A 22,660-nucleotide genomic window follows, 5' to 3' on the forward strand; every position below is an offset into this window, starting at 1 on the left:
GTGGATTTGGACGGGTTACCACCTGACTTATTCATTATAAAGGACTTTTTCTTTGCACAAAATAAAATTAGTGAAGATTTAGAGTGTTTTTAATATTGAAATTTAATTAACGCAACACTAGTGAAATAATTTATAAAATAATAAGTCTTTATAAAATGTAGGGCAAAGTATAAAGGAAATCCTAAGCAGCATTTTACCGCTTAGGATTTTTTGTTTGAAACATTTTATACATGTTGCAGTGGTAACCTTTTTGTAATCCATCCTTCAGTTAGATATATTTGATACTTTTTCCCTACCTCTATTTCCTTTCCTACCGGTTTTTGGGTAGTGAATCAGCTAGTACTATTGATGGAGAAAAATTTAAAGCCAGTTCGAAAAATGTATGAAACGTAATTAATATATAGAACATTGGCATACTATGATTATGTTATATTTTAATTTTTAAATTCCTTTTGTAAATTTTTAGGTGAAAGATTGTACTCTTTTTTAAAGAGCCGATAAAAACTTGAATAATCAGGAAAACCAGATTTTAAAGCAATTGTCTCGATAGAGAACTGATTTTGTTTAATTAAAGTGACAGAATAAGATAACCGCTTTAATGAGACGTAACGATAAAAAGGCAAATTCATGTTTTTCTTAAAGTAATGAGAAAAATAGTATTTATTTAAATGGAAATGATTTGATACTCTTTCTAAACTCAAGTCTGGCTCCGTCAAATGTGAATCTATGTATTCTAAAATAGAGACAAACCTCTGGTCTAATTCATCTTTGTTGCTAAGGTTTGGTGTACTGCTTGCAGGATTAAAAATAACTTGTAGAGCTTGAAGTAATAAGTAATGCAATGTAAAGGAAAAATTTTCTTCATCATTCTTAATTCTATTAATGATTTCATGAAATAAAGAAATGATATCTTGGAAATTTTTTGAATGAAGATGCAATACAAACGATCCCTGTGTCTTTTGATAAACAATATCCTCTTTCATTGATGGTGAACTAGATGCAAAGTCTGCCATTAAATGCTTACTAACCATAACAATAATACGTTCATATTTATCAACATCTTCAACATTAGCCTCATGGACAGCATAAGGAGGGATGACCACAACATCCCCTCTCTTCAGGTTATAGGTCTTTCCCTCACAGAAAAATTCACATTCCCCGCCTAGAAAAACAAGGAACTCATAAACATCATGACTGTGAAGGCGGAATAATGTCTCTAATTGGGAAAAGTTCACTGATGATTCATTATATTTCTTAAGATGATCTTCGGAATGATATTTTTTGTTGAAGTAATAAATTTCAAAATCCTTACCGATTACTGGGATGAAAACTGACTGCTTCATAATATCCTCCTTTCATAAAGCAACATTTACAATAATTCTAGCAAAATTTGCTATATATTTTGAGCTTTTTGTTGGTATTCTATAACTGCAAGCGGTAACATTCATTTTTTTTAGCAAAATCCAAAATAAACTGCTTACTAAAATAAATGGATATACCAAAAATTGGGCACTCTAAAATAGTAATCTTTAATCAAAGTAAAAATCAAAAGATAAATTTCGAGCATTCTTTTAGGGTGAGCAAGATTAGGAGGCAATAAAGTGGAATCTAACCATAAACAACCAAATTTAGAGGTCAGAGTCAAGAATATCATCGAAGTTGATGGATTAAAATTTAAAGATTTGAATAATAGCGGTAAATTAGAGCCATATAAGGATTGGCGTTTGAGCCCTAAAGAACGTGCTGAGAACCTAGTTTCATTAATGAATCTCGATGAAAAGGTAGGTATGATGCTTATAAATACCCGCCAGATGGGGCTTTCTCAAAAAGATAAGAGTAAGACAAGCCATGATGGCGTGCTTGATGAAGGGATTGTTGAAAAGGGCGAAACCATTTTTGCTTTGGAAAAGGTATATGGCACAACGCATACGATAGAAAACATGCATTTGCGCCACTTCATCCTCCGAGATAACTGGAGTCCAGCTCAAATGGCAGAGTGGGTTAATACCATGAATGAATTATGTGAGGGAACACGTCTTGGAATCCCTTGCTTAATCGCATCTAATTCAAGAAACGAAAATACTGAATTCATCTTTGGTATGAATGATGCTGCTGGAATCTTTTCGACTTGGCCTGGAACTTTAGGGCTTGCAGCAGCAGCTAAAGGAGAAATTAAAAACGGCGGTGATGCCTCTCTTATCAGCCAATTTGCTGAAATAGCACATGATGAGTGGGATGCAGTCGGAATCAGAAAAGGTTATATGTATATGGCTGATACCGCTACTGATCCTAGATGGCAGCGGACGTATGGAACATTTGGCGAAGATCCAGAATTTATTTCTGATGCAATCGGCCGGATCATTGACGAATTCCAAGGTGAGACCGTCGGAAAACATAGTATTGCGATGACAACAAAACACTTCCCTGGCGGCGGTGCAAGGGAAAATGGATTCGATCCACATTATGCTGAAGGAAAGTGGAACTTATATCCAACTCCAGGCAGCTTAGAAAAATATCACCTGCCACCGTTCCAAGCAGCTGTAGACCATGGCACTTCATCGATTATGCCATATTATTCGATTCCAAGTATCAAGAAAAGTGCGGTTCAAGAATTTGAAGGGAAAGACATTCCATTCGAAGAAGTGGGCTTTACATTTAATCATTATTTTATTAATCATATCCTTAGAGAAAGACTCGGATTTAAAGGCTATGTAAATAGCGACAGCGGCGTGACAAGTAAAATGTGCTGGGGTGTTGAAGACAAGAGCGAGGCTGAGCGTTTTGCCAAGGCTGTTAACGCAGGTACAGACCTTGTCGCTGATACTAATGACATTACGAACCTTAAAAAGGCAATTGAAAATGGCTGGATTAGTGAAAAACGTATTAATGAAGCCAATGTAAGACTTCTTACCGAGATGTTTGCCTTAGGACTTTTTGATGATCGTACCTATGTTTCACCAGAAAAGGCTGCTTCAGTAGTTAGTAATCAAGCGAACTGGGATGCTGCTTATGAAGCTCATAAAAAATCGGTTACCGTTCTTAAAAATTCTAATCAGACCTTACCATTAACAGCTGATAAGCTTGGTAATCAAAAGGTTTATGTAGAAGTGTTCCACAAGGAACCAGAGCGGGCAACTGCTTATACGGAAAAAGCAAGACAGGAATGTCAGGAACTTGGTCAATTTACTTTGACTGATAATCATGAAGAGGCCGACATCGCAATTCTGTTCTTAAGTCCAAAATCAGGAGCTTATTTCAATGCAACCCCAGGACTGTTAGAACTTGAAATCTGCGAAGATAAAACAGAAACGGCTTTGGATGGGTCTACCTATCAAGAAACCACTTTAAGTGGAATGGCCCATCTAAAAGAAGTGGCAGATAGTATCCATGTTCGTGGTGGAAAAGTTATTATGAGTGTGAATGTCATTTTGCCATGGATCCTTGGAAATGTTGAACCTTTGGCTGATGTCCTAATTGCTGGTTACGATACCTACTATAAGGCGCAGTATGAGGTAATAGCGGGCAATAGCCGCCCAGTAGGTGTATTGCCGTTAACATTGCCTGCAAGTGAAGCTGTCATTGCGGTTGATGAAGAAGGTAATTGTGTGTCAAGAAATGATGTGCCGGGATATGACAAGGACAAATATATGCCTGAGGGACTTGAATATGCCTATAAAGATAGTGATGGTAATGTTTATAAACTTGGCCATGGGTTGACCTATTAAAAAGTCAGAAATAATAACTTGAAGGGCTGCCTTATGGGAGCCCTTCTTTTATATAAAAAAAGCCTGGCTCATAATGAACCAGGCCTTCATATATTCTTAATTATACCGATTATGGCACCAGAGTCTCATTCCTCTAAATTATTGCAGTATTGGCTAATCAACTTCACTGCCCTCGTTTGGCTAATATTTAAGTCATTTGCCACTTTTCTTGAACTCTTTAATTTTTCATAGGACTGTATCACAAGTGTTTTCTTCACATGCTCGATTGCATCATCCAAATTAGTGGGGAGAAGATGCTGTGTTCGTGGTTTAATATTGCTTAAGATTAAGTCTGGTAAATCACTTTGCTGTATGATTGAATCGCTCGTGACCACCAATCTCTCCATGAGATTTTCAAGTTGGCGGATGTTTCCGGGCCAAGAATACCAATAAAATAAATCCAGGCATTGTTGAGAGATAATTTTATTCATTTCATATGTTTTATTAAATTTATATAAGAAATTATAGGTTAAGGGTATAATATCCTCTCTCCGCTCCCGCAACGGCGGCAGATGGATATCAATAATGTTTAGTCGATAAAATAAGTCCTCACGAAACTGATTTTTCCGCACCATTTCCACTAAATCGCGATTGGTTGCTGCAATAATCCTAACATCCACTTTCTTCATCCTATGGCCGCCGATTGCAAGAAACTGCTTTTCTTGAATGACTTGCAGTAGTTTTGCCTGAAGCGATAAGGGCATTTCCCCGATTTCATCAAGAAATAATGTACCTTGATCTGCTACTTCAAGCAAGCCTTTTTTACCGTTCTTGCTTGCCCCTGTAAATGCCCCTTCTGTATATCCAAACAGTTCCGATTCCAATAAGTCCTCAGGTAAAGCAGCACAGTTTATTTTTAAAAAAGTTTTACCGCTGCGTTTACTGATGTTATGGATGTAATGAGCAATTACTCCTTTTCCGGTACCTGATTCACCTTGGATTAAGATGGTTGAATCCACCTTGGCAATTTTTTCACATACTTTTAAGATGTTCTTCATCTTTTCACAATTTGTGATTGGTGTAGCGCTGTTATGGTTGTCGAAGGATAATTTTTCTTCCTTCTCGGTTTGGATACTTTTATAGTTTTGCAGTTCTTGTGAGGTAGTCACCACAAATTCAATTTCATTTTTCTCATTTAAAATCGGGACCGCTGTCGTTAACAGTTCTGCCCCTAAATAGGTGGTCATCTTTATAGTAACTGTCTTTTTTTCCTTGAAAACTAATGGAACAATGGAAGGCTTCCAATATCCTTTCTCATAGAGCTCAGAGTTTTTTTTCCCTACCACATCTTCCGGTTTTAAACCGTAATGCTTTTCGCAAGCACCATTAACATAAATAACACGCTGCTCAGAATCCAGCACAAATATCTCATCTGATGAATAATCGAGGATTTTCTTTAATGTCTCTACTGTAATTTCAAAAGGGCTTTGAGTTTCAGGTACCATTTCATTCTCTCTCCTTGCAGAATGAGTTGTTTTTAGTTCTTGTGAGTTGAAATCAACTCGATTTTTCATTCGAATTTCAAACAAATTTCGAAAAAAGTGATATTTTTCTATGTTGTAAGATAATTAAAAATATTGGCACGGTACTTGCATTATATAAAAGTGAGTGTCGATAAACATGAATGAGGGATCTCACCTGAGTTAATTAAACAAGATATTCCTATTCTTGTAAACGTTTAATTTTTACTAGTAACAAGTACTTTTAGGGAATTCAGAGGTGAATTACAAATGACTCATCATGTTAAGAAGGGAGGGAGGAATAACAAAGATAATATGATAATTTATTAAGTTACTAAACTGTAAAAATTGATGTAAACAATATGAGGAGGCAACCATAATGGCCTATAACGAGGTACAGAATAAAACAAATCGGACCTTTGAAAGAACACTGACTTATGATTTATATACAGATCCAAAAGTGTATGAACAAGAAATGAACGATGTTTTCGCTAAATCCTGGCAGGTGGTTGGTCATGTGAGTCAATTAGAAAAACCAGGGCAATTTTTTACCACTGATGTTGCAGGAGAGCCCATTATTGTTACTCGTGGTATGGACGAAGTAATTCGGGCATTTTATAATGTTTGTCCGCATCGTGCAACAAAGCTGGAAAAAAACGAAGCTGGCCAAAGGAAAATTCTTCAATGCGGATATCACGGCTGGACATTTCATTTAAATGGTACTTTAAATAAAGCCCCAAACTTTACTGGTGAAGATGCTCAGTGTGTTGGGGACCGCTGTCTAAGATCTGTCAAAATGGAAATCTTGGAATCTTTAATTTTTGTTAACCTTGATGATCATGCAAAATCTTTAAGTGAAACTTACGGTGATTTCTTTGAACGATTAGGCAGGTTTCCGTTCCTAGGCGAGTTAAAAAGAGTTAGTCAAAAGACTCGTGTTATTAAAGCAAACTGGAAAGCATTTATTGACAACTATTTAGAATGTGATCATTGTCATGTTGCACATCCAAGCTTTGTTGCTACTCTTGATATGAAAAACTATCAAATTGTGACCTGTCAAAACTACTCCGTACAGGGTTCGGTAGTAAAACCGGATAAAACAATGGGAACAACAGATTTGAATGAGGCAGAAATGCAGGGTGGAGAGTTCTATTGGTTATGGCCAAATCTGATGGTAACAATTTACCCAGGTCCTGGGAATATGGCAACCATTCAAATGATTCCGATTGACCAAGATACTACCCTAGGGGTTTACACCTATTATTTTAGAGATGAAAACTTGACGCAAGAAGAAAAGGATCTAGTTACATTTGCGGAACAAGTTAGGCAGGAAGATGTTGAATTAGTAGAATTAGAACAAATTGGATTCCATTCCCGTGCATTTAACCAAGGAGTATACTCCAAATCAGAAAAGGCAATTGTTCAATTCCATGAAATGGTATTGGAGGCGTTAGGTCGATGACAAATATGAGGACTGTCGAAAAAAAACATTTATTTATCAATGGTCAGGAAGTAAGGACCTCTGTTTATGTACCTCTGCATTCCCCATATTCTGGGGAAGTGATTGCTGAAATTGCCATGGCAGATGAGCAGTTAACCAAGGAAGCGATTAAATCAGCTCAGAAAGCATTTCAAGTAATTGCAAAAATGCCAGCATTTGAACGGTCTGCGATTTTAGAAAAAGTGGTAGAATTATTGAAAGAAAGAGCAGACGAAGCGGCAAAAGTAATCGCAATGGAATCAGCAAAGCCGATTTCTTTTGCTAAAGGTGAAGTTGCAAGAACGATTGAAACCTATAAATTTGCAGCAGAGGAAGCAAAAAGAATTCATGGTGAAACGATACCCTTTGATGCGGCGCCAGGAGGAGTGGGGAGAATCGGTTATACCGTTCGCAAGCCCATTGGCGTTATTGGGGCAATTACACCGTTTAACTTTCCAATGAATCTAGTTGCCCACAAAGTTGGCCCAGCGATTGCATCTGGAAATTCAATCGTATTAAAACCGGCATTACAAACACCTCTTTCCGCTTTATATATTGCTGATCTTTTTAAAGAAGCTGGATTACCTGATGGAATATTGAATGTTGTGACTGGTCCGGGTTCAGTTGTGGGGGAGGCAATAATAAAAGATGATCGGGTGCAAATGATTACCTTTACGGGAAGCCCCGCGGTTGGAATAGGTATCCGCAATAAAGCCGGTTTAAAGAAAACGACTTTAGAGCTGGGGTCAAACGCAGCGGTTATTTTAGATAAAGATACAAATATCGATGAAGTCATTGACCGTTGTATTATAGGTGCATTTTCAAACCAAGGGCAGGTTTGTATTTCCTTACAGCGTGTTTATGCCCATGAAGAGGTATATGATGAATTTGTTGAGAAGTTAGTTGAAGCGGCCAAGAAATTAAAGATTGGAGATCCCTTAGATCCGGAAACTTTTCTTTCTTCGTTAATTTCAAAGAAAGAAACGGAACGTGCATTAAGCTGGATTGAAGAAGCGAAACAAAACGAGGCATTGGTATTGACCGGAGGAAAACTAATCGATGGAGTTTTAGAGCCGACAGTCATTGTAAATGTTGATCCACTGTTAAAAGTATCCTGCCAGGAGGTATTTGCTCCGATTGTGATTGTTAATAAAATAAAAACCGTTGAAGAGGCAATTGGCTACGTAAATAATTCCCGTTACGGGCTTCAGGCAGGTATTTATACAAAGAATATTGATCAAGCTTTATTAGCGAGTGAGACGCTCGAAGTAGGGGCTGTTATAATCAACGATATTCCAACTTTCCGGGTTGACCAAATGCCCTATGGCGGTGTAAAAGAAAGCGGTACAGGTCGTGAAGGAGTTAAATATGCAGTGGAGGAAATGACAGAATTAAAATTAGTTGTTTGGAACAGAGGAGAAAAGTGATGAGAACCTATAAAATTGCTGTCATTCCTGGGGATGGAATTGGACCTGAAGTCCTACAGGAAGGAATTAAAATATTGAATAAAATTGCCGAATTAGATCAATCTCTTCAATTCGAATACACGTATTTTCCATGGGGCTGTGAATATTACACGAAACATGGCGTAATGATGGATCCAGACGGAATGGAGAAGTTAAAAAACTTCGATGCTATTTTTTTAGGTGCTGTTGGATATCCAGGTGTACCGGATCATATCTCATTATGGGATTTACTATTAAAAATTCGAAAAGGCTTTGATCAGTATATCAATATTCGTCCAATAAAGTTAATCAAAGGTGCCGTATGTCCCTTGAAGGGTGTCAACTCTGAAGATGTGGACATGCTGTTTATCCGGGAAAATAGTGAAGGTGAATATGCTGGGGCCGGGGATTGGTTATTTAAAGGATTAGATAACGAAGTTGTATTGCAAACTGGGGTGTTTTCCCGTAAAGGAACAGAACGAGTTATTCGTTATGCGTTTGAAACGGCAAGACGAGAAGGAAAATCGTTAACAAGTATTAGTAAGGGAAATGCCTTGAATTATTCAATGGTCTTTTGGGATCAGGTTTTTGAAGAGGTTAGCAAGGAGTATCCGGATGTAAAAACAGCATCCTATCTAGTGGACGCTGCAGCAATGCTTATGATTACCGATCCAAAGCGATTTGAAGTCGTGGTAACCTCTAATTTATTTGGAGACATTTTAACCGATTTAGGAGCCGCTTTGGCCGGTGGAATTGGGCTTGCGGCCGGAGCCAATATCAATCCAAATAAAACGTATCCTTCGATGTTTGAACCGATCCATGGATCTGCTCCCGATATTGCCGGTAAAGGTGTTGCCAATCCATTAGCAACAATTTGGTCCGCCAGCCAGCTGCTCGACTTTCTTGGATACGATAAATACGGAAAGTTAGTTCTAGACGCAATTGAGGAACTGCTTGTGGAGGGTAAGGTGTTAACACCTGATATGAAAGGAACTGCATCGACTACGGAAGTGGGGGACCGCGCGGTAGAGATTATTCACTCGCTTATTTCGTTAAAGGCTTAATACTAACCATGGCTTGATCGTTTGATGGGGTAAAACTTTCGTCTATTATATCCCTTCTTATTCTCTGTTTGATAAGAAGGGGGATTTTTGGAAGTATTTATCTGAATATAAAGTAAATTCGTTCTTCTATTTAATGAAAACGCCTACAAACGAGCGGACTGGAACTCCTGTAAAATTTACATTAGAAGGGATTTTTGCGAATGAAGAAGTGGATTGCATTTCTGACCATCTTACCTGCAATTGGGTCATTAACTGTTGTTAATAAAATTGAACCTTATATTTGGGGTTTACCGTTTATTGTATTTTGGTCTACATTATGGCTCATCCTCACATCAGTCTGTCTTTTGGTATGTAACGCCATTTATGATCGAAAGGAGCAAAATAAATGAATAGCTCCATTTTTATTATTGGTTTAACACTTGTCTTCGCTATTTACTTAGGAATACGAGCTCGAAAAGGGCGGGATATGAAGCTCGAACAGTGGGCCGTTGCCGAGAGAAATTTCGGGTCGCTGATTATGTTTGTGTTAATGGCAGGGGAAATGTTTTCCACATTTGTGTTCTTAGGGGCCAGCGGTGGAGCTTACCGCATGGGGGGGCCTACGATTTATGTCTTTTGTGCACTTACCTATGTGATTCCTTTTTGGATTCTGCCTCCAATTTGGCGCTATGCTAAAAAAAACAATCTCATCACCCAATCAGATTTCTTCGCCCAAAAATACCAAAGTAAGAATTTGGGATTGCTTGTAGCAATAATTGGTGTAATTTCAATGATTCCATATATTGTATTACAGTTGAAAGGATTTCAAATTATTGTTTCTGAAGCATCTTACGGAGCAATTCCCCCGAAAATAGCCGTATGGATCGGCTTAATTGCCGTAACCATTTTCGTTTATATCTCTGGGATTCATGGTTCTGCATGGACTGCCGTATTAAAAGATATTCTTATGCTTACTGTTATCCTATTTTTGGGATTCTATTTGCCCTATCATTACTACGGTGGAATCCAGCCAATGTTTGAGACTTTAGATAAAGCCAAGCCAGGATTCCTTTTAATGCCTGATAAAGGTCTAAGTATTTCATGGTATGTTTCTATCTGTATCACAATTGCTTTGGGTCAATATATGTGGCCGCATTGCTTTGGTGCCAGCTTATCTTCTAAGAGTGAGACTGCCTTAAGAAAAAACACTGCCATTTTACCTTTGTATCAAATCGTTCTTGTATTTATCCTATTTATTGGTTTTACAGCTGTACTGCAAATTCCAAATCTGGAAGGGACAGCTTCGGACCTCGCGTTGTTTAAAATTGCCAAAGAATCACTGCCACCCTGGTTTATTGGTGTAATCGGATCAGCAGGATTACTTGCAGCTCTCATTCCTTGTTCATTGCTCATCCTAACAGCATCAACACTTCTTTCGAAAAATATATTTAAACATTTTAAGCCGAACACGTCTGATCAGAAACTGGCAAAATTAACACGCATCTTTGTTCCGATTATTGCTTTAATTTCTTTGTTCTTTACATTTTATGGAGGAAATACAATGATTGCACTGCTGACAATGGCTTACAGCTTTGTTCTTCAACTCTTCCCGCCACTTGCCTTCAGTTTATTGAAGAAGAATCCGATTAGTAAAATTGGTGCTTCCGCCGGGATGATAGTGGGAGTAGCAATTGTCGCTTATCAAACGTTAGAAGGCACAACAATGTCTACAATGTTTCCTAGTGCCCCTCATTTCATTCAAGATTTAGACATTGGTGTCGTAGCGATTACGGTTAATATGGTAGTTATGCTTGCTTTTAGTTTATTTACTAAAAAGGTTTCCGTTATCCAGGAAGATCCAATCAGCCAAGCAAGTAATCTATAAAAAATTAACGCTATCCCATGAAATCTTCATTCATGGGATAGTATTTTAATCTCATTCAATTTAAAAAATTAAAAGAAATTAGGGGATATTACTTGAAACAGTTTCAGATTTTAGTAGAAAAAAATGTTCCATGTGAGATGAGAGATGGAGTGGTCCTTTATGCAGATATTTATCGGCCGAATAGAGAGGGAACCTATCCTGTTCTATTAACCCGGCTTCCTTACAGTAAGGATTTGCCACATTATTCACATCGGTATCTTGACACAAATCGTCTAGTTGAAAATGGTTTTATTGTGATTATTCAAGATGTGAGGGGGAGATTTCAATCGGCAGGGGAGTTTCAATCGTTTAGACAGGAAGGAAATGATGGTTATGACACCGTGGAATGGGCTGCAACCCTTCCGTATTCGACAGGAAAAGTTGGAATGTTTGGTATGTCTTACTATGGATATACCCAGCTGATGGCTGCGTCGAAAAAGCCGCCGCACTTAGCTGCTATTTTTCCGGCGATGACGTTAAATGACCAGAGAAATGGGGCTTTATACCGAAACGGTGTCTATCAGTTGGGATTTTCTGAAACTTGGACACTCGAATCTATTGCCCCTGATTTATTAAAACGGAAATATAAAAAACCGACGGAAAGAATAGAAGCATTAAAAAATCTCGGAGCTCATCTGGCTAAATTAGAGGACCTTTACCATTTTACTCCGGTTAATCAGTGGCGGCCTTTAAAGGAACTTGGTGTTGCTGATTTCTTTTTTGAGGAATTGCTCCATTCTATTGAAGATGAAGAATACTGGAAGGATTCAAGTATTACTGATAAGTATGAAGATTTGCAGGTTCCAGCTTTCCACTTAGGGGGCTGGTATGACTGTTTTATTGGGCCAACCTTAACTAATTACGTGGAGATGGCCAAAACTGGTCGGGATCAAAAACTGATTGTCGGACCATGGGGGCATGGATATTTCTCCTCTGTACAAGGAGAATGCTCCTTCGGTGTTCAAGCTTCCGGTGACTGGATCAATTTAAAAGAGAACATTACGGATCTCCATATTAACTGGTTTAACCATTGGTTATTAGGGATAGATAACAAAGTAGAAACCGAGGCGCCTGTTAAAATTTTTGTTATGGGAGTTAATCAGTGGCGTGATGAAATGGAATGGCCGCTTGAACGAACTGAATATACTAATTTTTATTTGCACAGTGAGGGCAATGCTAATACGAAATTAGGTGATGGTCATCTTTCAGTAATTAAACCTGAAGATGAGCAGATAGATACCTTTATATATGAGCCAACAGATCCTGTGCCAACTAAAGGAGGGGGTACATTATTTGCTGGCCCACTGACAATGGGACCATTTGACCAAAGTGAGATTGAAGAACGAGAAGATGTACTTGTTTACTCGACTGCACCTTTAACGGAGGCTGTAGAAGTGACAGGGCCAGTGAAAGTGAAGTTATGGGCTTTAACCGATGCGAAGGATACAGATTTCACAGCAAAGCTCGTCGATACTGCTCCCGATGGAAGGGCTATAAATTTAGCTGAAGGAATTATTAATGCGAAGTACCGGAACGGATTTTATCCTGAAAAGGAATTAAATGGGGAAGTGACTGAATACGAAATTGATCTTTGGGCAACCAGTAATGTGTTCCTTCCGGGGCATCGAATCACGCTAGAAATTTCTTCGAGCAGCTTTCCGCAATACCTGCCTAATCCAAATACCGGAAGCTCTTTGATTAGCAGCAATCTATCAATAAAAGCAAAGCAAACCATTTTTCATAACAAAAAGTATCCTTCACATATTATCCTTCCAATTATTCGAGTGACAGAGACCAAGTAGGGTACAGGAAGGATTGGATGAAAAAGCGATACTGATAAAGCCTGGCTCGTTTTTGAACCAGGCCCTCATCATGTTCTTATTTTTCAAGAATCGCATTGGATAAAAGTCGGAACAAGTAATCGGTATGATCACGGAAGCCTGCTTCTAATCCGATTAGGGTTACATCTTTAGTCTGTTCCTTAACAATGACAGCCTGCCCCTTGGCAGCGGCATTACCTGCCCAGTGACCTGCTATGAAAAAATCCTCAGAGTTTGCTAGTTTCGCAATGACCTTATCATTGTCAGTCCCCGTATACCAAACTGGACGATAGACGAAGCCTAGGTCATCCTGAGCATATCCTGCAGTGACACCAGTCCCCTCATAATCTACCTTTACAATTCCATTGCTGTTAGACCCGCCGGTATTAATTGTATCATCGGTAAGTCCAAGTGTTTTTGTTGCTCTAGATGCACCAGCACCCACGGCAATATATTTACCGCCCTTGTTTATAAAAGCATTCACGTTAGCTTTGAATAAATCTAGCTGGCCAGCATTCTGGAAGCCAAATTCTTTGTTTGCAGCAGATAAGTTTGTAGAAATAAGGCTTTCTGTACCGCTGTAAACAAATACATCAAACCCGGTAAGACCCTTTTCGGCGGCCTCTACTGGGGTCACTTCAGTGACATCAAAACCTAAACGCTTTAGGGCAAGCTTTGTTCCGCTGTGGGATTGTTGTTTGCCCATACCACCATCCTTTAAAATGGCTACTTTTAAGTTTGATATAGCAACCGCATCCGCAGGTACCTTGGCTGTTGATTCGATCTTTAATCCGGAGGCTTTCACGGCTGCAGAAATTTCATTTGCTGCTGCTTCAGTATAGAAGTTACCATTTGCATCACGCTTTACAGCTACGCCTTGTTGTAACAATGCATTTGCTAGATTCACAGCTTTCACGGAACTGTTAGGAATTAAGAATGGTCCCTTACCAATAACTGAACCTTGCTCCGTAACCTGTGTTACTTTTGTTGATGTAACATCAACGGATGTCTGTGCAGGCACTGCTTCAAATCCCCAAAGTTCTGGCAGACTCCATGCTGAAATATCATACATGGCTGGTGTATCATTGGTGATGTCTTCACCGTCCCAAAGCATGGTGTTGGCCAACCCAGCCTTAGCCTGATCCATCTTTACAATATAAGTTCCTTTAGGATAGGATTCTCCATCTGCAATAAAATCCTTTGAAGCCTGAACGACCTCAATATCATTTTTTAGTAAATGATTAACAGCCTTATCTGTTACAGTCGGATCCTTTTCATCAACCGGCAGGATATAAGCTTTCGGGAAGAAGCCTTCCGGATGGAATGGATGATCAAAATTGATACCCCGTTTAAACATTTCAATTTGATCGGTAATCATCGCTTGCTTATTCTCAGTAGCAAATTTCAAAGCACCCATAATGGCGTCATACTGCCAGCGGACACCATCCCAATCGTTGGTCGGCGCTTCTAGTGTATGACCATAGGCACCATGATACATGGCATACATTGGAGTGAAAATTGGCGGATAATCATCCCAGCCGGCTGAGTCATCCCGCTGTGGAACGTAAACGCCTTGCATAGTCTTGTAAAGATCGCCTTTAAAACTAGCGTTATCTGCCATAATGTTGGATTCCATTGCTTCTGCCTGCTGATAAGCCCACTTATTATAAAGGTCATACTCATAGTTTGGATTATGCGGCGGTGTACAAGGTTCGATTAACCCTTGACGGTTTGGAGCATAGTTCTTTACATATCCATGCGTATCAAGGAATACCATTGGATTCCACTCTTTAATCAGTGCAACGGTTTCTTGCGTTTCCGGTTGTGACTGCGTAATGAAGTCGCGGTTTAAGTCAATTCCTTCCCCATTAAAACGTGTCGCATTGACACGGCCGTCGGGATTTTGAACAACATTAAATATCAGGATATTGTTGGCTAAAATCTTTTTGGTCTCGGCATCATTCTGTGTAGCAAAGCGTTCAATCAACTGAAGAACAGCATCGCTTCCTACAAATTCAGTTCCATGGATAGAACCGTTAATCATAATCGGAATCTTAAAATCCGGGTTAGCGGCAATCCAATCCTGGGCCTTGCCTGGATTTTTAAACATTTGTTTTCGTAAAGATTGTATTTTACCAAACTTTCCTTGGGTGGTTGGATCGGCAATGGTTACCACATATAGCGGATTACCATCTGCTGATGTCCCGCGGACCTCCAATTTCACACGGTTGGATTGTTTCTCAATGCTGCTCAGCTTCGCGCCTATTTGCGAGAATTTTAAAAAATCATAGTTTTCACTATTAAACTTGCTTCCATCCTGTTCTTCGTATGCATTAACGTTTGTCCACTTTTGTCCCTCGGCAAAACCTGTAGTCCATGGAATAGTGGTAACAAGAGTCGCAACCAGCAAGCCGGCAACGGCCTTTTTCTTTTTATTCACACCTATTTACTTCCAATTTTGTATATTTATTATTTTTTATGTATTTAATATACATTACTATTCTATTATTATATTCATTAAAATAACAACCTAATATTTTCCTGAATTTGGGTAAATTGGATAATAAAGATAGGGCGATGGTAACGGGTGTTAACATAATAACTTTCAGAATGTATACATACTTTTAATACTCCTAAATGGGTATATCACTATAGAAATAGTAAATGGCAACCCGCTATCATTTTTAGGGAGGTAAAATAATGAAATGGAAGGGAAGACGTGAAAGCTCGAATGTTGGAGACCGTAGAGGAATTGGCGGTAAAACCATTATTGGAGGAGGGATCGGCAGTATCATCATCGTGCTCCTCTTTACACTTCTTGGGGGAAATCCCGGGGATATAATGAACAACATGACAACAAATAATGGATCTGACACTAATACCCCATACCATGAAACTGCAAAAGAAAAGGAACAAGCGGATTTTGTTTCTGTGGTTCTGGCAGATACAGAAGATATATGGTCTGAGGAATTTAAAAAAAGAGGGCTTACCTATGAAAATCCTAAGCTCGTTTTGTACAGCGGCAGTGTCCAATCAGCTTGTGGATTTCAAAGTGCAGCTGTGGGTCCGTTTTATTGTCCAGGTGACTACAAGCTTTACATTGATTTGAGCTTTTATCAGAAACTGAAAGACAAATTTCAAGCACCGGGTGATTTTGCGATGGCCTACGTCATTGCCCATGAGGTAGGTCACCATGTACAGACGCTTTTGCATTCGGGAGATCAAGTTTCCACAGCCAAGAAGCGAACAAATGAGTACTCTGTCCGGTATGAATTACAGGCAGACTATTTGGCCGGTGTCTGGGCTCACTATGCGCAGGGGAAGGGATACCTTGAAAAGGGTGACTTGGAAGAGGCATTAAATGCAGCCAACTCTGTTGGCGATGATAATATTCAGAAAAAAGCACAGGGCTATGTGGTTCCGGAGAGTTTTACACATGGAAGCTCTGAGCAGAGAATGCGCTGGTTTAATAAAGGGTTTAAGACCGGCACCATTGAGGGCGGGGACACATTTAACACGGCAAATCTTTAAACTCAGGGCTATACTTAGATATTAGAGGATGAATCTGGAATGCCTGCATATTCCGAAGATTCATCTTCTTTTTTTATAAGTTAGGGTATCTTTTATAGAAACTTGTAGAAAAAACTCGAAATATGGACAGAAAATTTAGAGGAAAGTCGAATTTTACTAATAGGTAGATAGTTCATATAGAGGAAATTAATGGTGGGCCAAATACTTAAACTTCATAGAAAGATAGGAGAAAAGTTTAATTATGAACAATGAGATACATACAACTGGGGAATTTATACTAAGTAGAAAGGAAACATACGGTAAAAACAAACAGATTAAACCTGTCCCGGTTTTTACCTCAAGAATGGAAAAACGTGAATATTATAAAAACGTCCATTTGTTTGATATCCGTAATGTATTGGATGTTGGAGGTTTATTAAAAGATATAAGTGAGAATTTACATACATATGTAAAACAGGTTCAACAATGGATTCAAAAGAATCCAATTAAAAGACTTATTGTTACGGGGATTTTTACAGTAGTTCTTGGACTATATACCATTAATGCGAATGCAGCTTATATTCAGGAATACACGTACCAGGTGAAAAACAATGAAAAAATTGAGGAAATCGCAGCCAAACATGGGGTGACCGTTCAGGGAATATTGGATGCAAATGGTCTGACCTCTATTACGGGCAAGAAGATTTTACTGCCAAAGGTTGAAGACAGAACCGTCACTGCCACAACCTTAAACGTACGGTCTCAACCAACCACTGAAGGCAGTATTATTGGGAAATATAAAAAAGGTGATATTGTGAAGGTTTCTTTTGTAGAAAACGGCTGGGCTGGCATTCTGATAAAAGGACGTGTGTGTTTTGTTAGCGCTGACTATTTAACACAAACAGAAGTAGACTCAACCACCGTCGAAACAGAGGCTAAGATCATGTATGTGACAGCCTCAACGTTAAGAGTGAGAGAAGCAGCTTCCACTGGCAGTGATGTATTAGGTTCATTAAAATTAAACGATCCTGTTACTGTGATTTCGAGTGTCAATGGCTGGGCAAAGATAAACTTTCAAGGTAAAGCGGCGTTTGTAAGCGGAAAATATTTAAAAAGCAAAGAAACAAGTCCATCTGCTGAATATGTGATAAAAAAGGGCGATACTTTTACAAAACTCGCTAAAGACTTAGGGATCACTTTAACAGCTATTCAAAAGCTGAACCCGACAGTAAAGCCAACTAAATTGAAGATTGGACAACAAATCAGAATTCCTGTCACAACCGCATCCATACCAAATCGAATCAAGGTTACCGGACAAATAGGTGCGATAGACTCCGAAGGAACTTTTCTTTTTATCACAGGTGATGGCCATACTAATACCGCTAAAGCCACAGGCAAAATGATCAATGAATTATTTAATCACCAAGGGGAAATTGTTACGCTGACGCTCGAGGGAAAAAGGGGTCAAAAGTTAACTTTAATATCCTTTCAATAAAGCGAGATCTCTCCTTATCGGAGGGGTCCTTTTGTTTTTTTATAATCCCCTAAAGGAAAATCCGCTCATATTTAATAAGAAGAGCTAACATGGATATTTTGAAACATATTAACCAACATTCCTTCCTAATATTTGTCTGCATTTTGTATAATATGTGTTTTTTACAGGAATTTTCCAAAAAAACGAGAATACATATTTGAATACCATAAATCGTTTAAACTGCAAGAAGGAGGTATTACCTTGTCTCACGAACAAATGAATCCGACAATCGAAAGAATAATAGAAAACATTGAAAAGGTGATGATTGGAAAACGGAATGTCGCAGAATTAAGTTTAGTGGCACTGCTTGCGGGAGGACATGTGTTACTTGAAGACGTCCCTGGTGTCGGGAAAACGATGATGGTTCGTGCCCTCGCCACGTCAATCAATGCCAATTTCCGAAGGATTCAATTCACACCGGATCTTTTACCGTCCGACGTAACGGGTGTGTCCATATACAATCCGAAAGAACTAGAATTTCAATTTCGCCCAGGTCCTCTCATGGGAAACATTATCCTAGCTGATGAAATCAACCGCACATCACCGAAAACTCAATCCGCACTCCTAGAAGGGATGGAAGAAGCAAGCGTTACCATTGATGGTGTGACCCATAAATTAAACCGGCCTTTTTTTGTAATGGCTACACAAAACCCAATTGAGTACGAGGGGACGTATCCACTTCCCGAGGCGCAGCTTGATCGCTTCTTGCTAAAGATGAAAATGGGCTACCCAGATTTGCAAGAGGAAATGGAAGTACTCAACCGGGCCCAAAAGGTACCGCCGATTGAAGAGCTTACACCTGTGATTAACCTCGAAGAATTGATTGGTCTCCAGAATGAAATTAAAAATGTTTTTGTCGATGATACCATAAAGCGTTACATAGTCGATATTGTCAACAGGACAAGAGGGCATGGCAGCGTCTATCTTGGTGCAAGTCCAAGGGGATCGATTGCCCTTATGAAAGCTGCCCAGGCCTATGCGTTTATGTACAACCGTGACTTTTGTCTGCCGGATGATATTCAGTATTTAGCTCAATTTGTTTTATCACACCGTATTATTTTGAAGTCAGAGGCAAAATTTGAGGGAATCACAGCAGAAGAAATTGTCAACCGTGTAATTGCAAGAGTACCTGTACCGGTTCAAAGGCTTGTGAAGTAATCATGATAGGACAGTCGATTCTTTTTAAAAAAATATGGAGATTTATTCTCTTACTTATTCTGATTCTCCTCACGTTCTCATATGCCATGTTCGAAGGAGGATTTGTCAGCTGGTTTTTATTTTATAGCTTTTTACCATTTGCTTTTTATTGCATTGCATTATCCCTATATTCATTAAATGAATTGGAAGTCACAAGGATTTTGCCAAAGAGTGATTTCAATGACGGGGAATCCTTAAAGGTAACCGTAAAGGTAAGGCGAACGAAAGCCTTCCCCTTATTCTTTCTACTTATCGAAGATCAATTGGATGAACCTCTAAAATCAGCTCAACAACGTAAAAAAGCAAAGGCCCTTATCCTGCCAGGCTTGAAAAAGGAATTTTCCTATGAATATATCATTGATAAACTGCCACGGGGTGAACATTTTTTTCGTTCCTTTACCCTCAAAATTGGTGATCCTCTTGGGTTATTTGAAAAAGAAAAAACTCTTGCTCAAGAAGGGAAAATCATTGTCTATCCTGCTTATTCCGAGCTGTTTTACCAGCCATTTGAGAACCAATTCGATCAAGGCCTAACTGCATCGAGAGAACGGGTCCAGCGTGATACCTCCATGGCGGTTGGGGTAAGAGATTACCAGCCAGGAGATCGTTTTTCATGGATTAATTGGAAAGCGTCAGCTAAGAGAAACGAAATCATGACAAAGGAATTTGAACAGCGCCAGTCACACGATGTGTTTGTGATTATGGACTGTACACCTGATAAGTGCTTTGAAGCAGTTGTATCCTATACGGCTTCACTCGTTCGAGCTGTTTTAAAGAAGGGTGCACAGACAGGATTCTTAACCTTTAGTAAAGACAGGGCATACTTTCCTATTAGCGGGGGAGAACCACACTTTAGACAACTCTTTTATCATCTGGCTAAAATCGAGGCGAAAAGCTCAAAGACGTTTGAAAAGGTTATTGAAGCAGAGGGGCTGTTTATGCAGCAAACCGTATCCTTTATACTGGTCACGGCTCAGTTGACAAAACCATTAATTGAAAAGATAAGTTTTCTTGGGCAAAGGAAAGATTCAATCACCCTTTTTCTTATCAAAGGGAAAAAGGGAACAGCCTCAGACAATGAACGCTCTCTGATCGCGATTGCCAATGCCCGCGGAATTCGAGTCGTCATGGTTAATGAAGGCGAGCAAAGGTCAGCCTTTTCGGAGGTGAGCTTACGAGTATGAAAAGGGATATTCCTACGTTTCTTTTATACGTGTTCAGTTTTTTCTTATTATGGGAATGGCTTCGTCCGGTCAACCAATTAACCGATACTAGTAATATGGGCATCTTTATTATTTTTTTAATTATTTCTTTTACTGCATCCTTTCTAAATCTCAAGGTGATTTGGCAATCGACCCTGATGGTTATTTTTATCCTGGTTTCGATCCATCATCTGCACTATGAGGAAGGACTTTTTAACATTAGTTGGTTGTCATCCTTCACGATGGATTGTATGGATAATATCCGCTACCTTATTGGCAGACAGTGGTACAACCTATCTAATGAATTCCGAACCCTTTTGTTTTTTATCCTGCTAGGGTTAATGGTTTACTTAATTCACTACTGGCTTTTAAGAAAACAGCGGATCTTTATCTTTTTCTTTATGACATTGGTCTATATAACGGTACTAGATACGTTTACACCCTATAGTGCGAAAATAGCTATTATTCGAACGGTTGTGGCGGGGTTTGCGGTTATGGGGATGCTGACCTTTTACCGAATTATCCAAAAAGAGAAGGTTCATTTTGACGCAGGTAAGATTCGAAAGTGGATGATTCCCCTATCTTTGATGATTCTTTTCAGTGTTTTGGTTGGGATAGCTGCACCCAAAGCGTCGCCAATCTGGCCGGATCCCGTTCCGTATTTGACGGCTAGCAATGACAAGGCAGGTACATCCAGCCATGGAGCAGGACCGCACCGAATCGGGTATAGTACCGATGATACAGCCTTAGGTGGTCCATTTGTTGGGGATGACCAGGCTGTATTTGCCTATAAAGGCAATGGGGAAAACTATTGGAAAATGGAAACGAAAGATATGTATACGGGGAAGGGCTGGATTGCGTCTGGATCAACATTTCAATCTTTTAAAAAGGGCGATCTTGTCCCTATCTATTCGATCCCGGCAGAAGTGGAAAAAATAAAAGAAACAACCCGTGTGACTTTGAACGGCAGTTATAAATTTAATTATGTTATGTATCCAGCAGGGGTTACTAAGGTATTATCTATACAGCCTTCTAACCAACATACAAATGAGTTTTTAATCGATGGAAACAATGAGAAAATTAGCTTTGTTACTAGTAATCAGCAGCCTGTGGTACCCCAATTTTTTACCGTTGAATTTGATATTCCAAAATATAAAGCTTCTGAGTTATTGAAGACAACTGCGTTTCCTGCAGAGATGAACAGGGCTTTTTATGAAAAATATACGATGGTGCCAAGTCATTTGCCGCCGCGGGTAAAAGAATTGGCAGAAGAAATTACAAGGGGAAAGACAAACTGGTATGACAAGGCAAAGGCAGTTGAAGAGTATTTTAGTAATACCGGATATATCTATGATCAGAAAAATGTTGCCGTTCCGGGTGAGAAGGATGATTATGTCGATCAATTCTTGTTCGAAACCAAAAGAGGTTACTGTGATAACTTTTCAACTTCTATGGCGGTCATGCTGAGAACAATCGGCATTCCTACACGCTGGGTAAAGGGCTACACTGGTGGTGAGTTTCAGGCATACGGTGATGAGGGCTCTTCCAAACAGTTTTATGAAGTTACCAATAATAATGCCCATTCATGGGTAGAGGTCTTCTTCCCCAATTTGGGCTGGGTGCCATTTGAGCCGACGATAGGCTTTTCCAATGAAGTTAATATCAATTATGATGTGGAAGGGGATTCGGTCGTAAGTAACCAGCGAATTACACCCTCATCCGTAAAAAAAACGCAGAAGGAAGAGAAAAATCCTACAATGGCAAAGAAGGATTCTAACCCATCCGATTGGAAGGAAACATTCATGACTAAGGTAAAATTGCATTGGGGTAGGATTCTTTTTATTACTCTTCTATTAGCGGGAATAGGGGTCCTTCTTTACCGCTTACGTGGACGATGGGCTCCATATGGGATCTTGTTCTTTTATAAATACAAGAAAAAGGATGAAAATTTTGGCTCTGCGTATCTGATATTATTAAATCAGTTAGAGCGTTATGGTTTAAAGCGAAAAGAAGATCAAACCCTTCAAAGTTATGCACGTTATATTGATACGTTTTTTTCAACAAGAGAAATGACCCGTTTAACCGCCCGCTATGAACAATATCTTTATCATCAACGTCTGCCAAAAGGAACTTGGAAAGAAACGCGTGAATTGTGGGAAAATTTAATTAAAAAGACAATCGCTTGACCGGAAAAACGCCTTATTGTTACAATAAGTTTTAATTCAATGTCTAGCTCCAGGCGCCATCGGCTCGAGGTCACAAGCCAATCCGTCATGAAGGT

15 protein-coding genes are annotated in these 22,660 nt (G+C 39.2%); 12 read left to right on the forward strand and 3 right to left on the reverse strand.

Annotated features, from left to right (window positions below; genetic code table 11):
- Positions 1 to 434 precede the first annotated feature (434 nt).
- Entirely contained in the window at positions 435 to 1,343 is a 909-nt protein-coding gene (locus M3226_RS28885; protein WP_251572654.1) for a helix-turn-helix domain-containing protein, read from the reverse strand.
- Positions 1,344 to 1,601: 258 nt separating this feature from the next.
- On the opposite strand from M3226_RS28885, the gene M3226_RS28890 reads away from it, so the two are divergent.
- Entirely contained in the window at positions 1,602 to 3,725 is a 2,124-nt protein-coding gene (locus M3226_RS28890) for a glycoside hydrolase family 3 protein (RefSeq protein WP_251572656.1), read from the forward strand.
- 125 nt (positions 3,726 to 3,850) lie between these two features.
- Here M3226_RS28890 and M3226_RS28895 read toward each other — a convergent pair whose 3' ends face one another.
- Positions 3,851 to 5,209, reverse strand: coding sequence for a sigma-54 interaction domain-containing protein (locus tag M3226_RS28895; protein WP_251572658.1), 1,359 nt, complete (start codon positions 5,207 to 5,209; stop codon positions 3,851 to 3,853).
- Positions 5,210 to 5,603: 394 nt separating this feature from the next.
- On the opposite strand from M3226_RS28895, the gene M3226_RS28900 reads away from it, so the two are divergent.
- From M3226_RS28900 to M3226_RS28925, 6 genes are all read left to right on the forward strand, one after another.
- Positions 5,604 to 6,686 carry an aromatic ring-hydroxylating oxygenase subunit alpha gene (locus tag M3226_RS28900; protein WP_251572660.1) on the forward strand — a complete coding sequence of 361 codons (1,083 nt, stop codon included), beginning with the start codon at positions 5,604 to 5,606 and terminating at the stop codon, positions 6,684 to 6,686.
- A 5-nt stretch (positions 6,687 to 6,691) separates the two neighbouring features.
- On the forward strand, positions 6,692 to 8,131 hold the full coding sequence (locus tag M3226_RS28905) for an aldehyde dehydrogenase family protein (protein ID WP_374110703.1): 1,440 nt from the start codon (positions 6,692 to 6,694) through the stop codon (positions 8,129 to 8,131).
- Entirely contained in the window at positions 8,131 to 9,213 is a 1,083-nt protein-coding gene (locus M3226_RS28910; RefSeq protein ID WP_285858047.1) for a tartrate dehydrogenase, read from the forward strand. The genes M3226_RS28905 and M3226_RS28910 overlap by 1 nt, the downstream gene beginning before the upstream one ends.
- 200 nt (positions 9,214 to 9,413) lie before the next feature.
- A complete protein-coding gene (locus M3226_RS28915) occupies positions 9,414 to 9,602 on the forward strand; it encodes a DUF3311 domain-containing protein (RefSeq protein WP_251572666.1) in 189 nt (62 codons plus the stop codon).
- Positions 9,599 to 11,077 (forward strand): sodium:solute symporter family protein, encoded by a 1,479-nt coding sequence (locus M3226_RS28920; RefSeq protein ID WP_251572668.1) that lies wholly within the window; start codon positions 9,599 to 9,601, stop codon positions 11,075 to 11,077. Before M3226_RS28915 ends, M3226_RS28920 begins: the two co-directional genes overlap by 4 nt.
- Before the next feature lie 92 nt (positions 11,078 to 11,169).
- Positions 11,170 to 12,918, forward strand: a complete 1,749-nt coding sequence (locus tag M3226_RS28925; RefSeq protein WP_251572670.1) for a CocE/NonD family hydrolase — start codon at positions 11,170 to 11,172, stop codon at positions 12,916 to 12,918.
- Positions 12,919 to 12,994: 76 nt separating this feature from the next.
- Here the strand turns inward: M3226_RS28925 and M3226_RS28930 are convergent, their stop codons facing one another.
- Positions 12,995 to 15,376: a M14 family zinc carboxypeptidase gene (locus tag M3226_RS28930; RefSeq protein WP_251572672.1), complete on the reverse strand. Its 2,382-nt coding sequence runs from the start codon at positions 15,374 to 15,376 to the stop codon at positions 12,995 to 12,997.
- A 260-nt stretch (positions 15,377 to 15,636) separates the two neighbouring features.
- Here M3226_RS28930 and ypfJ point away from each other — a divergent pair, with 260 nt between their 5' ends.
- The 5 genes from ypfJ to M3226_RS28955 all read left to right on the forward strand — a co-directional run bounded on the left by ypfJ (position 15,637) and on the right by M3226_RS28955 (position 22,565).
- On the forward strand, positions 15,637 to 16,467 hold the full coding sequence (ypfJ, locus tag M3226_RS28935; protein WP_251572674.1) for a KPN_02809 family neutral zinc metallopeptidase: 831 nt from the start codon (positions 15,637 to 15,639) through the stop codon (positions 16,465 to 16,467).
- Between the two features lie 241 nt (positions 16,468 to 16,708).
- On the forward strand, positions 16,709 to 17,941 hold the full coding sequence (locus M3226_RS28940; RefSeq protein WP_251572676.1) for an SH3 domain-containing protein: 1,233 nt from the start codon (positions 16,709 to 16,711) through the stop codon (positions 17,939 to 17,941).
- Positions 17,942 to 18,196: 255 nt separating this feature from the next.
- On the forward strand, positions 18,197 to 19,138 hold the full coding sequence (locus M3226_RS28945; protein ID WP_251572690.1) for an AAA family ATPase: 942 nt from the start codon (positions 18,197 to 18,199) through the stop codon (positions 19,136 to 19,138).
- Positions 19,139 to 19,338: 200 nt separating this feature from the next.
- Complete coding sequence (locus M3226_RS28950; RefSeq protein ID WP_308212009.1) at positions 19,339 to 20,361, forward strand: DUF58 domain-containing protein; 1,023 nt, start codon at positions 19,339 to 19,341, stop codon at positions 20,359 to 20,361.
- The gene (locus M3226_RS28955) at positions 20,358 to 22,565 is read left to right on the forward strand and encodes a transglutaminaseTgpA domain-containing protein (RefSeq protein ID WP_251572680.1); all 2,208 of its coding nucleotides are present in this window, start codon (positions 20,358 to 20,360) and stop codon (positions 22,563 to 22,565) included. The genes M3226_RS28950 and M3226_RS28955 overlap by 4 nt, the downstream gene beginning before the upstream one ends.
- Positions 22,566 to 22,660: the final 95 nt, after the last annotated feature.

This window comes from Neobacillus cucumis (genome assembly GCF_023715505.1).